Origin of the sequence: Sphingopyxis sp. MC1, from assembly GCF_000371385.1 — a bacterium.
Taxonomy (GTDB): Bacteria; Pseudomonadota; Alphaproteobacteria; order Sphingomonadales; family Sphingomonadaceae; genus Sphingopyxis; species Sphingopyxis terrae.
Window position 1 is genome coordinate 65,352 of record NZ_AOUN01000002.1, and the last position, 16,589, is coordinate 81,940.

The 16,589-nt window shown below is 67.2% G+C and carries 8 protein-coding genes; 7 read left to right on the forward strand and 1 reads right to left on the reverse strand.

Annotated elements, in window-relative coordinates; genetic code table 11:
- Positions 1–3 precede the first annotated feature (3 nt).
- The 7 genes from EBMC1_RS00885 (at position 4) to EBMC1_RS00915 (ending at position 15,728) form a co-directional block, all read left to right on the forward strand.
- Entirely contained in the window at positions 4–2,091 is a 2,088-nt protein-coding gene (locus EBMC1_RS00885; protein ID WP_003039188.1) for an adenylate/guanylate cyclase domain-containing protein, read from the forward strand.
- The gene (locus EBMC1_RS00890) at positions 2,078–2,842 is read left to right on the forward strand and encodes a hypothetical protein (RefSeq protein WP_003039191.1); all 765 of its coding nucleotides are present in this window, start codon (positions 2,078–2,080) and stop codon (positions 2,840–2,842) included. The genes EBMC1_RS00885 and EBMC1_RS00890 overlap by 14 nt, the downstream gene beginning before the upstream one ends.
- 177 nt (positions 2,843–3,019) lie before the next feature.
- The gene (locus EBMC1_RS00895; protein ID WP_003039193.1) at positions 3,020–4,813 is read left to right on the forward strand and encodes a ShlB/FhaC/HecB family hemolysin secretion/activation protein; all 1,794 of its coding nucleotides are present in this window, start codon (positions 3,020–3,022) and stop codon (positions 4,811–4,813) included.
- 2 nt (positions 4,814–4,815) lie between these two features.
- Positions 4,816–12,315 (forward strand): hypothetical protein, encoded by a 7,500-nt coding sequence (locus EBMC1_RS17675; RefSeq protein ID WP_003039196.1) that lies wholly within the window; start codon positions 4,816–4,818, stop codon positions 12,313–12,315.
- 52 nt (positions 12,316–12,367) lie between these two features.
- Positions 12,368–13,822, forward strand: coding sequence for a cysteine--tRNA ligase (gene cysS / locus EBMC1_RS00905; protein ID WP_040589229.1), 1,455 nt, complete (start codon positions 12,368–12,370; stop codon positions 13,820–13,822).
- A gap of 108 nt (positions 13,823–13,930) precedes the next feature.
- Positions 13,931–14,890, forward strand: coding sequence for a D-2-hydroxyacid dehydrogenase (locus EBMC1_RS00910; protein WP_003039200.1), 960 nt, complete (start codon positions 13,931–13,933; stop codon positions 14,888–14,890).
- A gap of 73 nt (positions 14,891–14,963) precedes the next feature.
- Positions 14,964–15,728: a haloacid dehalogenase type II gene (locus EBMC1_RS00915; RefSeq protein ID WP_003039203.1), complete on the forward strand. Its 765-nt coding sequence runs from the start codon at positions 14,964–14,966 to the stop codon at positions 15,726–15,728.
- Here EBMC1_RS00915 and EBMC1_RS00920 read toward each other — a convergent pair.
- Entirely contained in the window at positions 15,725–16,573 is an 849-nt protein-coding gene (locus EBMC1_RS00920; protein ID WP_003039206.1) for a metallophosphoesterase, read from the reverse strand. The two genes, EBMC1_RS00915 and EBMC1_RS00920, sit on opposite strands and share 4 nt — an antisense overlap.
- Between the last annotated feature and the right edge of the window lie 16 nt (positions 16,574–16,589).

Consider the following 16,589-nt stretch of genomic DNA (forward strand, 5'->3'; position numbering starts at 1 on the left):
CCGATGGCCGCGAGCATCGCCCCGGACGCCGCGCCCGACGCGATGCCAGCTGCCGACGGCCCGGCGGCGATCCCGCTGCGCAAGCGGGTCCGGCGTCTCGTCATGCAGCTCGGTCCGTCGCGGATGGCGGCGACGATCCTGTTCCTGATCGTCGCGACGCTGTTCGCGCGCTTCAGTTGGGACATGCCGCTCGTCAACGATGCCGAACGCGCGCTCTACGATGCGCGCGCGACCCTGATGGCACCGCATGTCGCGCAGGATCAGCGCATCGTCATGATCACCTATAATGACGAAACGCTGTTCAACACCGGCATCCGCTCGCCGCTAGACCGGACGCTGCTTGCGCGCGCACTCGCCAATATCGACCGCATGGGCGCGAAAGCGATCGGCATCGATATCGCTTTCGATTCGCCGCGCCCCGACGACGATCTGCTCAAGACGCAGTTGCGCGCCATGACGACGCCGACATGGCTCGCCTATGCCGAACAGGCGAGCAATCCGAACACCATCTTCTACGAACAGCAGAGATTCCTTCAGTCCTTCATCGCCGACGTGCGCACCGACAAGACCCGGCCGACGAGCGTCCTGTTCCGCACCGACGGCGACGGCGTGATCCGCCGTTGGCCCGACCGGCCGAAGAATCTGCCGCCGCTGATGGCGAATGCGCTGGCGCCGGTCGACGCCGCCCACGCCGATTATCAGGGCAATATCCGCTTCCTCCTGCCCGCCCGCGCCAATGCCGGACAGGAGGAGCCGGTCTTCGCCAACATCCCGATCGACACATTTGCGGTGCCGATGGACGATGAAATGCTCGCCGGCCTCGCCGAGCTGGTGCGCGGACGCTATGTCCTGATCGGCGGCGACATCATCGACAACGACCAGTTCAACACGCCAATGAGCCGCTTTGTCGATCCGATCACCGGGCTGCACGAAACGATGATCGGGCTCGAAGTTCATGCGCATATGCTGGCGCAGCAACTCGACGGCGACTGGCCAGCGCCGGTGCCGGGGCCGTCGCTGTGGGTGCTGGCCATCCTCGTCGTCGTCGCCGGGGGACTGACCAGCCTGATCGACATGCGTGCGCGCTGGGTCGCGCTCGCCTTTCTGGGGCAGCTTGCCTTCTTCGTCGCCTTCCCTTTCTGGCTGCACCGCCACGGCATCGACACGACGACCCTGCCCGCCTTCGGCTGGGCGGTCGGCTGGCTGCTCGGCTATGCCGCGGTCGGCACCGCGGCGCGCACCATCGGCTCGCGTCAGCGCGCCTTCGCGCAGTCGGCGCTCGGCAAATATCTGCCTGTCGATGTCGCCGCGCAGATCATGCGCGATCCCGACCAGCTTTCGCTGCACGGCGAACGGCGCAACATCTATTGCGTCTTTACCGACCTCGAAGGCTTTACCAAGCTCAGCCATGCGGTGACGCCGGAGACGGTGGCCCGGCTGCTCAACGAATATCTCGACCGCCTGTCGGACATCGTCCTCGAGCATGGCGGGACGATCGACAAGTTCGTCGGCGACGCGGTCGTCGCCTTCTGGGGCGCGCCGATCAGCCGCCCCGACGATGGCGCGCGCGCCGCGGCGGCGGCGGTCGCCATGTACCAGGCGGGTGAAGCCTTTCGTGTCGATATGGCGGAGGGCGTGCCGCCGATCGGCATGACGCGCGTCGGCCTGCACGTCGGCGACGCAATCGTCGGCAATTTCGGCGGCGAGGACCGCATCCAATATACCGCGCTCGGCGACAGCATGAACACCGCCTCGCGGCTGGAGGCGGCGAACAAGAGCCTGAAGACCGGCGTCCTCATCTCGGCCGAAGCCGCCGAGCGTTCGGGGCGCGACGATCTGGTGCCGATGGGCCGCGTGACGCTGCGCGGGCGGGCGCAGCCGGTCGACGTCTTCACCCCGCGCGCCGACCTCAGCCCCGATCAGCGCGCCGCGATCGCCGCGCTGGTTGCCGCGCATGCGGCGGGCGATAAAAAGGCCTATGTGACCTGCGCCACAGCATTGGCGGCCGAATGGGGTAAGGATTTGTCCATCATGTTCCTGATCGAACGCCTGAACGATACCGACAAGGGAGAAAGCTATGTCCTTTCCTGACTTCCGGACCCGCCGCCTGGGCCTGACCACTGCCGCAGCCGCCATTGCCTTCGCGGTTGCCGGCACCGCCGCAGCGCAATCGATGGTCGTGCGATCGACCGGTCCGTCGGCGTCCAAATATCCGACCGGCGCAAAGCTGAAGGCCAGCGACAAGCTGACCCTCGTGGCGGGCGACAAGATCGTGCTGATGCAGGGCGGCAAGACGCGCACCCTGTCGGGGCCCGGCACCTATGGCGCCAGCGGCCCGATCCAGTCGAACCAGACGATGGGCAGCGCGGTGACGAGGATGCTCGCCAGCGGCCCGTCGATGCGATCGCGCGGCGGGTTTTCGCGCGGTCCCGACGAACCCAAGCCCGCCGAACTGCGTGCGCCGAACCTGTGGTTCATCGACTATCGCGAAGCCGGCACCTTTTGCGTCGCCGATCCCGCGACGCTGATGCTGTGGCGCCCCTATATGGACACCGACGAGCTTCTGAAGATCGAACAGGACGGCAAGACGCAGACCGTTGCTTTCGTCGTCGGCGCCAATTTCCGCAAATGGCCGTCCGATGCGATGCCGGTCAAATATGATGTCGATTATCGCCTGTCGGGCGGTGGTCTCAGCGCCCCCGTCACCATCCGCTTCAAGCCGATGGGAGAGGTGCCCGCGACCCCCGACGCGTCGGTCGATGCGCTGATGGCAAAGGGCTGCACCCCGCAGCTCAACCGGCTCGTCGACACGATGGCGGAAGCCGAAGCGAGCGGCGGCTGAACGCACGGCTGGCGGGCATTGAAGGGGCCGCGCCGGTCTGATATTTGTTGCAGACTATGCGGCCGGATAGAGCCGCAAGTCCTTTCCTTGGGTCGATAAATTGGTCTAGCTGCCCGTGGGGGCGGCAGGATCGCTGGAGCGCGTTCGAAAACGCCTGCGCTCGGGGTTGGGGGTAATATGACGGTCAAGGGCGACAGGACAGGTTTCGGTGCGGCGCTCGCCGGTTCGGTGGCGATCGCCGCCTTGATGGCGCCGGCCGCCGCATCGGCGCAAAGCGCGCCGCCGGTCCCGACGCGCGAGGAAATCGACCGCAGCGCACCGCCGCCGATTGCACCGACGGGCGAGCGCGTCGTATCGGCCGACGACAGCATCGAACACGCCCCCTGCCCGCTCGCCGCGCCCGAATTCGCCAATGTCCGCGTGACGCTGCGCAGCGCCGAATTCTCCGCCGCGCCGGGGATCGACACCGCCATGCTCGCGCCCGCCTGGTCGGACAAGGTCGGCCAGGATCTGCCGATCGCGGTCGTGTGCGACATCCGCGACCGCGCCGCGACGCTGCTGCGCGCCAAGGGCTATCTCGCCGCGGTGCGCGTCCCGCCTCAGACAATCAGCGACGGCATCGTCCGCTTTGACATTCTCTCGGCACGCCTTGCGCGCGTCGAAGTGCGCGGCGATGCCGGCAGCAACGAGCGGCTGCTGCAACGCTATCTCGCGCATCTCGACGATGCGCCGATCTTCAATGTCGAGGATGCCGAGCGCTATCTGCTGCTCGCGCGCGACATCCCCGGCCTCGATGCCCGGCTGACCTTGCGTCCCGGCAATGCGCCCGGCGAAGTGATCGGCGAGGTCACGGTCACGCGCACGCCGTTCGCTTTCGACGCCAATATCCAGAATTTCGGGTCGCACGACGTCGGCCGCTGGGGCGGCATGGTCCGCGCGCGCGCCGCCGGCCTGACCGGCTTGGGCGACCTGACGACCGTCAGCCTGTATTCGACCGCCGATTTCGAGGAGCAGCAGGTGCTGCAACTGTCGCACGAAATGCGTGTCGGCGGCGAAGGTCTGCGGCTTGGCGGCAGCTATACCTATGCATGGACGCGCCCCGATGTCGCGACGCTGCCGCTGAAATCGCATACGCAGATCATCAGCCTGTTCGCCGGCTATCCGCTCGTGCTGACGCAGGCGAAGCGAATTCAGATCGGCGGCGGGCTCGACATCATCGATCAGGACATCGCCATCGGCGGCGTCCCCCTCAACCGCGATCGCGTGCGCGTCTTCAACCTTCACATGGATGGCAACTGGACCGATCCGGCATCGATCGCGGGCCGGCACGGCTACACCCCGGCCGAGCCGCGCTGGGCCTTCGGCGCCTCGCTCGAAGCGCGCCAGGGCGTCGATTTCCTGGGCGCCAGCAAGGACTGCGGCCCCGGCGGCACGGCCTGCTTCCTGCCCGGCGCGGTTCCGCTTACCCGGATCGAGGCGAAACCCGATGCCTTCGTGCTGCGCGCCAACGCACAGGCCGACTGGCGACCGACGCCCAAATTCACCCTATCGGTGGCGCCGCGCGCGCAATGGGCGAGCGATCCGCTCGTCGCCTATGAAGAATTTTCGGGCGGCAATTTCACCGTCGGACGCGGTTTCGACCCCGGCACGGTGATCGGCGACAGCGGCGTCGCGGTGACGACAGAGGCCCGCTACGGCTCGTTCGTCCCCGCCAATACCAAGGCGCTCGCCATCCAGCCCTTCGCCTTTTTCGATGCGGCATGGGTCTGGAACAAGGACAGCAGCTTCAACGGGCTGAATCCGCAAAAGCTGTTCTCGGCCGGTGGCGGCGTGCGGCTTGCCTACGGGACGCTCGGCCGGCTCGACATGACCGTCGCCGTGCCGCTGAACCGTCCGGCGCTGATGGCGCAAAAGCCCGACCCGCGCTTCCTGCTGTCCCTGACGACGCAATTTGGTGTGAGGGCTCGTTGATCATGCAATTCGAACCGGAAACGATCGCCATGCGAAAGACCGCAAACACCGGCATTCCCGCCGCACGCTCGGCGAAGCGCCACTTGTTGCAGGGCTGCGCGATTGCCGCGGGCCTTGCCGCGCTTGCCTATGGCGGGCCGGCACTGGCGCAGGTGCAGGCGAACCCCGTGTTCGTCAATGTCGGGGTCGGCTCTTCGGTGTCGAGCAATGCGGGTACCAGGACGACAACGGTCACCGTCACCCAGAATCAGAGCATCATCAACTGGGTGCCCACCGACACGGCACCGACCGGCGGGGCAATCGACCTCCTGCCCGCCGACAGCACGTGGAATTTCAACGGCAACGGCAATTATGTCGTGCTCAACCGCTTCGTGAACGGATCGGGTGGGTCGCTGAGCCGGCAGATCGCGCTGAGCGGCACGATCAACAGTTTCGATTCATCCGTCAGCGCGCCGGGCGGCAGCATCTGGTTCTACAACGCCGGCGGCATCCTGCTGAACAGCGGCAGCGCGATCAACGTCGGCAGCCTTGTCCTCACCACCAACGATATCGACACTACGGGCGGTCTTTTCGGACCGACCGGCGAAATTCGCTTTCGCGGCGCGCCGGGCAGCACCGCCGCGATCCGCATTGACGCAGGCGCCTCGATCCTCGCCGATACCGGCGCGGCGGGCGGCAGCTATGTCGCGCTCGTCGCCCCGCGCATCGTCCAGGACGGCCGTGTCGAAGTCAACGGGTCAGCGGCCTATGTCGCCGCCGAACAGGCCGACATCCGCATTAACGCGGGCCTGTTCGACATCAACGTCCTGACCGGCGCCGAGGGCGGTCAGGTCATCAGCCACAGCGGCGTCACGACGGGACCGGAACAGCAGGTCAGCGGCGGCGCCCAGCGCATCTATATGGTCGCCATTCCCAAGAATGACGCCGTGTCGATGCTCGTGTCGGGCCAGATCGGCTATCAGGACGCCGTTTCGGCGGTGACCGATTCCGACGGCGCCGTCATCCTGTCGGCGGGCTACAATATCACCGGTGGGGCGATCGACACCGCGTCGGCGAGCGGCGTCGGCGCCAATATCAGGGTCAACGACACGCTGTTCCGCAGCCGCACTTTCGCGCACGCCAGCGGCGATTTTCTGGGCCAGCCCATCGATACGATTCCGCCGGTCGGCGGAGCCTTCGTCCCGCCGCCGCAGCTTGGCCGGATTCTCGTGGAGGGCAATGCCCTGTTCGAGGGCGACAACAGCGCGACGATCAACGTCGGCGCGGTTCAGGCCGTCGGCGCGACCGGCCAGTTCATCGTCCGTTCGAAAGCCGCCTCGGCAATCACCGTCGACGGCGGACAGCTGGCGGCGGGCACCGACATCCTCGTGTCGGCTTCGCGCGATGCCAATGTCGTGACCGGCGTTGGCGAGGGCGGCAATGCCAGTCTGACCGTCCTTAACGGCGGCAGCGTGTCGGCCAATAGCGTGACGGTCAGCGCGCGCGGCCTCGGCGGATTTACCGACAGCGGCGCTGGCGGAACCGGCATCGGCGGAACCGCGAGCATCAGCGTCAGCGGTCCCGGAAGCGCGATGAATGTCGGCTCGTTGATCGTCGATGCCGGCGCGCTCGGCGGCGGCGCCTATGTCGGGCCAAGCGGCCCCACGGTCACCGACGACAGCGGCGACGGCCAGGGCGGCTCAGCCACGCTCGATATCTCCGACGGCGCCACGGTTCAGGCCAGCAACTTCGTTCGCGTGACCGCCGATGGTCAGGGCGAGACCGGCCTTGTCCGCTCGGGCGACGGCGCAGGCGGGACGGCGCGGATCACCGCTGGCGGGCCTGGCACGACCTTCATATCGAGTTCGACCGACATCAATGCGCAGGGTTTTGGCGGCGGAAGCCAGTCGAGTTCCAGCGGATCGATCTTCTCCGCCTCCGCCGGAAACGGCGTCGGCGGCACCGCGTCCTTCGGCGCGAGCGGTGACGATTCGACCCAGATCGCGCCGGGGAACCTCTATCTGTCGGCAAGCGGCCTCGGTGGCGGCGCCAATGCGGACACGGGCCCGCAGGGCGGCAACGGCACCGGCGGCGACGCTTCGGTTTCGGCCGATGGCGCCTTCACGCTCGATCTCAACTCGCTGATCGTTCTCGCCAACGGCGAAAATGGCGGCGCGTCGAGTTCGGGCGGCGATACGGGCGTGTCGGGCGATTCGCTAGGCGGCACAGTCACCGTCGCCGCAAGTAACGGCGCGACGATCGCCAGCACCTTCTATATCCAGCTCGACGCCGGCGGCATCGTTTCGAGCAGCGAGAATATCGGCAACGGCCAGGGCGGCGGCGTCCGCATCGACGCGACGAGTGGCGGGTCGATCACCACCGACGGTATGCTGCAGATGACCGCCGACGGCGGCAGCTTCGGCGGCTTCACGGTGGCGACGAGCGGCGGAACGGGCGACGGCGGCAACATCCTCATCAACGCCGACGGCGGATCGGTCGGTGCGAGCTATTATTATCTGACCGCCAACGGCAGCTCGGCCAATTCGGCGGGCGCGACCGGCGCCGCACAAGGTGGCAATATCGACCTTTTCGCCCGCGGCGGCGGCAGCATCAGCGCTACCGACCCCAGCCAGTTAAGCAGCTTCAATGCCGATGGACAGAGCGGCTACAGCGTTGGCGGCGCCAACGGTTTCGGCGGCTTCATCGGGCTTCACGCCGACGGCGGGACGATCGATCTGGCCGGAACGATCCGGCTGTCGATGGGCGGCTATTCGGGCGGCAACACCGACCCCGCCGGTGGCGCGATCCCGGTGGGCCTCGGCGGCTATGCGCTGATCGAGGTGCTGAACGGCGGCACGATGACCCTCGGCGATTTTGCGGCCGATGCCGAGGGGCGCGGCTATGGCAATGTCGAATCGCCCGGCGGAGCGGGCACTGGCGCGGCCAATGGCGTCGGCGGCGATGTCGTCATCACGCTGAGCGACGGCACGCTGAGCGCAAGCCGCTTCGCCCTGTCGGCCAACGGTTTCGGCGGCCAACCCGGGTCCGGTAGCGGCACCGGCCAGGGCGGCACAATCAGCTATACGCAGACCGGCGGCGACGCGAGCTTCGGCGACATGTCGATCACCGCCAACGGATATGGCGGCTCGACGCTGACCGGCACCGGCAACGGTATCGGCGGCACCGCGACCATGACCCTGTCGGGCGGCAGCTTCGGCGCATCGACCGCAGCCGCCTATGCCGAAGGTTTCGGCGGCGAAGGCAGTTATGGCTACGACGATTTCTCGAACCCGGTTCAGCCTGCGGGCAATGGCGGCGATGGACAGGGCGGCACCGCGACGATCGTCATCGACGGACCGATCGCGATCGATACCGGCACGTTGGCGGCCTATGCGGGTGGCCGCGGCGGCAGTGGCGGCGATTTCAGCAGCATCGGCGTCGCGGTCGGCAACGGCGGCGATGGCGGTGCGGGCACGGGTGGTCAGGCATCGATCACCGTCACCGACGGATCGATCGACACCGGCGACCTGATCGCGGACGCTGGCGGAATCGGCGGCAATGGCGGCAACAGCTATGATTCGGGCAGCTTCGGCGCCCCTGCGGGTATCAGCGTCGGCGGCCGCGGCGGATCCGGCACCGGCGGGACGGCGACGATCAACCTCGCCGCGGCGGTCGGGGTCGCGGACACGCTGACGGCGCGCGCGGCGGCGTCGGGCGGGCTTGGCGGCTATGGCTCGGTCGGTAACGACGGCGGCGCGGCGACGGGCGGCCTTGCCCAGTTGATCGTGACCGATTTCGACGCCGGACCGCTCGGCGTCGTGCTCGACGCCACGGCGCTCGGCGGCGGCGGCGGAATTGGCTATGACGGCGCGGGCGGAGACGGCGGCGCGGCAACCGGCGGCACCGCGCGCGTCGAGGCGACCGGGGCCAACGGCGCGGCGTCGATCACCCAGGCCAACTTCCTGGCCAGCGGCACCGGCGGACGCGGCGGCGACGGCAATTCCACCTTCTTCCTGAACCCCGTCGGCCCCGATGGCGGCAAGGGCGGCGATGGCACCGGCGGCACGATCGAAGCCATCGCGAGCGAAAATGCGACGCTCACCCTCGCCGGCGCGAACGGCGGGCCGGTCACGCTGGCGAGCGGCGGCACCGGCGGCGATGGCGGCAACGGCGCTTTCAATGGCGAAATACCGGGCAGCACCGGCGGCGATGGCGGCGATGGCGGGGCGGGTTCGGGCGGCGTCGTCCATCTGCTTGCCAATGGCGGCACGGTCAGTTCGGCGGGTGCGCCGGTGAACATCAGCGTGGCCGGCACATCGGGCAACGGCGGCATCGGCGGCGACGGCAATGTCGACGCGGGCGGCAACGGTGGCAACGGCGCGAACGGCGCGATCTTCGCCGACCGCGGCGGGCGTATCGTCATCGAGGCGCTGGCAACCCAATCGGGCCCCGGCGCGATGGACCTTGGCGACACGACGCTGGTCGCAAGCGGCGCGCTCGCTGGCCGGATCGAGATCCGCACCGACGGCACGATCGACTTCGCCAGCCTCGATGCCGAAACCTACGGCATCTCCGATCCGACGAACAATGACACCGACGTTGCGACAAGCGGTATCTTCGTCGCGACGACCGATGGCACGATCAATGTCGGCGGCAACGCATCGCTCCGCAGCGACGGCTCGGTCGGCGTCTATGGGCAGGCCGCAGGATTGTTCGACATAACGGGTAATCTGACCATCGAAGCCGGCGACCAGATCGATATCCGCCACGATTTCGGCGAAGGCACGCCGCCGACGATCCGCACCGGCGGCGATTCCACTGCGACCGCGGGATCGGGCATCAGCGGCGCGACCGGTTCGTTCCTGATCGCGGGCGGCGACCTGTCGTTGACCGCGTCCAACGGCGCGATCGGCGTCGATCGGCTGCAGGGAAGCAATATTTTCGTGACCGCGAGCGGTGCGGGATCCGTCGAACATGCCGAAGCGGACAATGATTTCATCGCCAGCGCGGCAAGTTTCCGTACCGGGCTCAATTCGATCATCACCGGCGGCAATATCATCATCACCGCGCCCGGCGCGGTCGACCTCGGCAACTCCACTGCCGGCGGCTATGTCTCGGTCGACGGGGAATCGATCCAGTTCGCGAACATCGGCGCGGGCGGCTTCGTCACGCTCAACGCCTCGGGCACTGCGCTTGGGGCCGAAGGCATCGCCGGCGGATCGATCGACGCGGGCAGCTCGATCAACCTCTCCGGCAACAGCATCGCACTCACCGGCCCCGTCACTGGCGCCGGGCCGCTGTTCGCGACCGGCACCGGCGGCGCGGTAAGCATCAGCGATGCCGATGTCGCGGGGTCGATCGTCGTCGCCGCGGTGGGCAATATCAGCGGTAGCTATGTCTCGGGCGGCGACATCCGGCTCACCTCGGACGCCGACATCAACGCATCGGCGACGGCCAATGGCGGCTATACCGATCCGGCAACCGGCGCGATCGCCGACGGCAATGTTTTCGCCGATGCGGCGGGCAACGCCACGCTGACCGACAGCGGTGCGGCGCGCATGTTCGGCGTCAACGCGGGACAGGCGGCCACGGTCACCAATGCGACCGCCGGCGAGGATCTGCTCGTCCTTGCCGGTACGACCGCCAATCTGACCAATGTCACGGCGGGTGACGACATCGACGTCCGCGCCACTGGCGCGATCATCGCGAACGGGCTCGACGCGACCGGCGCCGGGCTCGACGGCTTCACGATCAACTATGTGCCAGGCAACGGCTTTACCATCGGTCAGGGCGAAGGCACGTCGAGCATCGACGGGTCGGACATCGATATCACATCGTCGGCGGCCTCGATCGACGCCACCAACCTTTCGGCGGGCGACGATATCCTGCTGTCGGCGGCGACGACGATCGCCGTTGACGGCGGCACGACGCTGGGCCTCGGCATCACCGGCGGCGACAGCAGCATCCGCACGCAGGGAGGCGATACGGTCCTCACCAACCTCGACGCGTTCGACGACATCGTCGCGACTTCGGCGGGTGCGATCAGCGGCGACGCCATCGCTGCGGGCCGCAATCTCGCGCTGACGGCCGTCGATGCCATCGATTTCGGCGCCATCACCGTGGGCGGGACGACCACCCTCACGAGCAGCGGCGGCGCGGTCGGCGTCGATGCGCTCAACGCCGCCGGGCCGATCACGGCAAGCGGCGACAGCATCGGCATTCGCGGCGGCGCGATGCAATTTGCGTCGCTTACCGCCAATGTCGGCAACGCGCTGATCCGCTCGACCGGCAATCTTTCGATCGCAAGCGGCAGCGTGGCAGGCAGCGCCGATCTCGCGGCGACAGGCGGCAGCATCGCCCTGACCGACCTGTCGGCGGGCGGCGACCTCAACGCGACCGCAAGCGGCGCCATTCAGGTGGATGGCATCGTAAGCGGTCCGCGCATCGCGCTAGCGTCGAACGACATCGTGATTGCCGGACAAGGCCGCGTCGGGACCGCCGGCACCACGCAGAGCCTGACGCTAACGAACAATGGCGCCGCGCCCACCTCCGTCGGCGGCAACGGCACACAGAACGGCTATCACGCCGACGCGACCGAGATGACGCGGCTGTTCGCGAAGAACATCATCGTCAACGCGCCCAACGGTGCAGCGGCGACCGACCTGATCGTCGACAGCTTCACGCTGGCGGGCAATTCCAATCTGGGCGCGGCGGGCTCGCTGACGCTGCAGACGCCCGGGCGGGCACGCGTGATCGGCGCGGTCGAACTGACCGGTCTGACGAGCGCGAACCGGCTGACGCTTTCGGGCGACGATCGAGTCGAGATCATTCTGGGTCAGGGCAGCATCCGTCTTTCGGCGAATGGCGCTCCCGAAGGCGTGCTGGATCTGCGCGGAAACGATATCTTCGTCGCCACCGCGGCGGCCATCACCGATGTCGAAGCCGCGACCTCGACCAGCGCGATCGACACGCGCCTCGCACAGAATGACGGCGTCACCAGCGACGAAGGCGCTTTGTTCGCCGGCCGCATCGACGTCACGACGTCCCGCAGCTTCTATGTCCAGAACAGCGGTGCCGGGACCGACTACGCACAGCGGCGCGGGCTGACCTTCGCCGCGGGCGGGCTGAACGTCGATGCGCCGTCTTCGGGCGTGCGGATCGTCATCAACGGCGTCCGGCTCGGCGCCAACGGGCAAGTCACCGGGCTCGACACCATCCCCTTCCTCACCGTCAACGGTTCGGCCCCGACCAGCGGCACGATCGACATGCGGTCGACCTTCAACGGGTGCCTGATCATCAGCACCGGCGGCTGCACCTTCGTCGATCCGGGCAATCAGTTCCCCGTGCAGGATGTCGTCGAGGACGAGGTTGGCGGCGATGAGGACGGCGACGGCGGCGGCACCGGCCTGCCCGTGCCGCTCATCACGATCCGCGGCATCGATCCGCTGAGCGGCGCGCCGCTGCTCGACGATCCGGTTACCGGCGCGGGCAACGACGATCTGTGGACGCCGACGACGCCCTGACGCGCGTGTGCACAGTTGACGCCGACGGGCGGGCCGGGGCATGGGCGCGGTCATGACCGATACCCCCGCCCCCGCTTCCGGCGCACCGCTGCGGCTGTTCAACAGCCTGACGCGCCAGTTGGAGCCCTTCGCGCCCGTCCACCCCGGCGAAGCGCGCGTCTATTCGTGCGGGCCGACAGTCTATAATTATCCGCATATCGGCAACATGCGCGCTTATGTTTTCGCCGACACGCTGGGCCGGACGCTGACCTACAAGGGCTACAAGCTCACCCACGTCATCAACATCACCGACGTCGGCCACCTGACCGACGACGCCGATGCGGGCGAGGACAAGCTGGAAAAGGCGGCGGCCGAACGCGCCCAGTCGATCTGGGACATCGCGCGCCATTATACCGAGGCTTATTGGGCCGACATCAAGGCGCTGAACATCCGCCAACCAGCGCATTGGTCGATCGCCACCGACTATGTGCCGCAGATGATCGACTTCGCGAAAGCGATCGCGGACAGACATTGCTACGAACTCGACAGCGGTCTCTATTTCGACACCACGAGCGTGGCCGACTACGGCCGCCTCGCGCGCCACGGGACTGACGAAGGCGAAAGCCGGATCGACCCCGTGGATGGCAAGCGGCATCCGGCCGATTTTGCGATCTGGCGCAAGACGCCGCCGGGCGAAACGCGCCAGATGGAATGGGATTCGCCTTGGGGCCGCGGCGCGCCGGGCTGGCACCTCGAGTGTTCGGTAATGTCGGAGGCGCTGCTCGGCTGTCCGTTCGACATCCACACCGGCGGCATCGACCATCGCGAAATCCACCACCCGAACGAAATCGCCCAGAACCAGGCGCATAGCTGCTCGGCCGACAGCGGCGCGCGGATGTGGATGCACAATAATTTCCTCGTCGAACGCAGCGGCAAGATGTCGAAGAGTTCGGGCGAATTCCTGCGTCTGCAATTACTGATCGACAAGGGCTACCACCCCCTCGCCTACCGCCTGATGTGCCTGCAGGCGCATTATCGCAGTGAGCTGGAATTTTCGTGGGAGGGTTTGGGCGCGGCGCTCACACGGCTCAAACGGCTGGTTATGGGCGTCGCTCCCGTGCGCGACATTCCCGCCGCAGCGGTCGAAGATCGCCGACTGACCGACCTGCTCGGAAAGTTCGACGCCGCCATCTCGGACGACCTCAACACCTCGGTCGCGTTGACGCTGCTCGAAGACGTCATCGCGATGAAAAAGACCGATGCCGGACAAAAGCGCGCCGCGATCGGGACCATCGACGCGGTTCTGGGCATCGGTCTTCTGGATTTGCTGCGCGAAGATCTGCGCATCCGCCCCAAAGCGGCGACGATCACGGACGAGGAAATCGAAACCGCTCTCGCCCGCCGCAAGGAAGCGCGCGCGGCAAAGGATTTCGCCACGTCCGACAAGCTCCGCGACGAATTGATCGCCGCGGGCGTCGAGGTGATGGACGGCGATCCGCTCGGTTGGGACTGGCGGCTGGAAAATTAAGTTCCCCTCCCGCTTGCGGGAGGGGTTAGGGGTGGGCATGAAGGGCCCGCCCGCAGTGCAGGACTGGCCCACCCCCGGCCCCTCCCGCAAGCGGGAGGGGAGATTTTTATGACCAAGACCGTCACCGTCCTGTCCGGCCTGATCCGCCCGCTGGTCGAAGGCCGCCTGCCCGATTGGGTCGAGCCGCGCTTCTTCACGACGAAGGACGAAGCGATGGCGATGGCGCCCGAGGCCGAGATCGGCTGGTTCGATATGTACGACAAGGACGACATGGCGGAAACGATCACCGCCGCGACGCGGCTGAAATGGCTCAACTCCATCTATGCCGGGGTCGATGGCATGCCGCTCGATCTGCTCGCGGAGCGCGGGACGGTCGTCACCAACGGCGCCGGGATCAACGCGATCACCATCGCCGAATATGTCGTGATGGGAATGCTGACCGTGGCCAAGGGCTATCGTGAGGTCGTGCGGGCGCAGGATCGCCGCGAATGGCTGATGGATTCGCCGGGCAAGGTCGAACTGTTCGGATCGAAGGCGCTGCTGCTGGGCTATGGCGCGATCGGCAAGCTGATCGAGGAGCGGCTGAAGGGCTTCGCGGTCGATGTGACCATCGTGCGCCGGTCGCCCCCTAAAGACTCAGGCGACCCCAACACGCTGACGCCCGACCAGTGGCGCGCGAAACTGGGCGACTTCGACTGGGTGATTCTGGCGGTTCCGGCGACGCCCGAAACCGATGGCATGATCGGCGCCGCCGAACTTGCCGCGATGAAGCCGACCGCCACGCTCGTCAACATCGCCCGCGGCAGCGTGGTCGATCAGGATGCGCTGGTCGCGGCGCTCGACGCGAAGCAGATCGCCGCCGCCTTCCTCGACGTGACGACCCCCGAGCCGCTGCCCGCCGACGATGCGTTGTGGAGCCTCGACAACGCGCATGTCACGATGCACCTGTCGGGCCGCGCGCAGGACAAGATGTTCGTCCGCTCGGCCCAGCGCTTCCTTGAAAATCTGGATCGCTGGCACAAGGGTGAAGCGGTCGAACCGCAGGTTGACCTGACCCTGGGTTATTGATCGCCCGCGCCGTCACCTTTCGATCCTTTCGCGCGAATGGGAAGAGACCTCTCCCATCGTGCAAAGGATTGCCATGTTTCCCCTTCTTCCTCGCCGTACGTTGCTGATCGGCGCCGCGGCTTCGACCGTTGCGGCCGCCCTTCCCGCGCGCGCCGCCGCCGCCGCCGCGCCGATCCGCGCGATCGGCTTCGACGGTTTTCCGATATTCGATCCGCGCGGCGTTGCAGCGCGCGTCAAAGCCATCGTGGGTGACAAGGGAGAGGCCTTCTCGGCCCAATGGTCGGCCAAGCTGTTCGGCTATAGCTGGCTCGAAACCGCCGCCGGCCGTTACCGCGATTTCCGCACGACCGCCGACGCGGCGCTGCGGCACACCGCCGCGGCGATGCAGGTGACGCTGAGCGATGCCGACCGCGCGGCGCTTGTCGGCGCTTACGACGCGCTTGACATCTGGCCCGATGTTCGTCCGGCGCTCGAAACGCTGCGCGGCGCCGGAGTTCGCCTTGCCTTTCTGTCTAACCTCGGCGCCGACTCGCTCACCGCCAATATGCGGCGCAACGACATCGCCCATTATTTCGACGCGCCGCTGAGTACCGACCGCGTGAGTGCCTTCAAACCGTCGCCCAAGGCCTATGCGATGGCGCTCGACGCGTGGGACATTCCGCGCGAACAGATCGGCTTTGCGGCGTTCGGCGGGTGGGATGCGGTGGGCGCGACCTGGTTCGGCTATCGCACCGCCTGGGTCAACCGCTTCGGCGTCCCCGCCGAACCGCTGGGCGTCGAACCGGCGATCACGAGCCGGGGGATCGAGGGCGTGCTTGCCCTTGCCGGGCTCACCTAAACCGGCCGCTCCGCCTTGAGTTCGCGCACCAGCGGCTGCAGCCGCGCGTCATATTTGGCGAGCATCGTGTGCGCGCCGGCATGGTCATAAAAGCTGACGAGCTCACGGCCGTTCCAGCGATGGAGCGCATAGGCCGGATCTTCGGCCACGATCATCGGGCGGTCGTCGGGATGATTTTCGTCGATCGGGCGCAGGTCGAGCGACACTTGCGGCGCGGTCGACGAACAGATCGCGACCGTCCGCCCCTCCCACGCCACGGTAACGCTGCGATGCAAATGGCCGCATATCAGGCCGCGGACATGGGGATGGCCGCGCACGACATCGGTGAAGCGATGCACCCATGGTTCGTCGGGATGGGTGTTCATCCACTCGATGCCGCTCTCGACCGGCGGATGATGCATGACGATATAGGTCGGCTTGGCAGTATCGCGGCCGAGCTCGGCGTCGAGCCATGCGGCGCGCGCGTCGCAAAAGGCGCCGCCGTGGCGCCCTTCCTCCAGCGTGTCGATCGTGACCAGCCGCACATCGGGCAATTCGATCGCATATTGCACGAAACCATTGCCGTCGTCGAAGCCCGGAAACTGCGCGTGGAAATTGTCGCGCAAATCATGGTTGCCGACGCTCGGCCAGACCGGAAAGGGGCAGCGCGAAAAGGCGGTGGCGAGCCGGCGATAGCTGTCGGCATCGCCGCGATCGGTGATATCGCCGGTCGCGAGCAACAGGTCGGGCCGGTTCGGGCCCTCGATGAGCACGTCGAGCACATCGTCGAGCCGCTTGCGGTTATATTCGGCCGGATTGTCCGGATCGAACCCGATATGGATATCGGTGATCTGGGCGATCAGCATATCCGTCCCCTGCTCG

Bases quoted from the DNA above. Each gene is read 5' to 3' on its own strand.
- EBMC1_RS17675 (WP_003039196.1), top strand. From the start codon at position 4,816: ATGCAATTCGAACCGGAAACGATCGCCATGCGAAAGACCGCAAACACC.
- EBMC1_RS00915 (WP_003039203.1), top strand. From the start codon at position 14,964: ATGTTTCCCCTTCTTCCTCGCCGTACGTTGCTGATCGGCGCCGCGGCT.
- cysS (WP_040589229.1), top strand. From the start codon at position 12,368: ATGACCGATACCCCCGCCCCCGCTTCCGGCGCACCGCTGCGGCTGTTC.
- EBMC1_RS00910 (WP_003039200.1), top strand. From the start codon at position 13,931: ATGACCAAGACCGTCACCGTCCTGTCCGGCCTGATCCGCCCGCTGGTC.
- EBMC1_RS00920 (WP_003039206.1), bottom strand. From the start codon at position 16,573: ATGCTGATCGCCCAGATCACCGATATCCATATCGGGTTCGATCCGGAC.
- EBMC1_RS00890 (WP_003039191.1), top strand. From the start codon at position 2,078: ATGTCCTTTCCTGACTTCCGGACCCGCCGCCTGGGCCTGACCACTGCC.
- EBMC1_RS00895 (WP_003039193.1), top strand. From the start codon at position 3,020: ATGACGGTCAAGGGCGACAGGACAGGTTTCGGTGCGGCGCTCGCCGGT.
- EBMC1_RS00885 (WP_003039188.1), top strand. From the start codon at position 4: ATGGCCGCGAGCATCGCCCCGGACGCCGCGCCCGACGCGATGCCAGCT.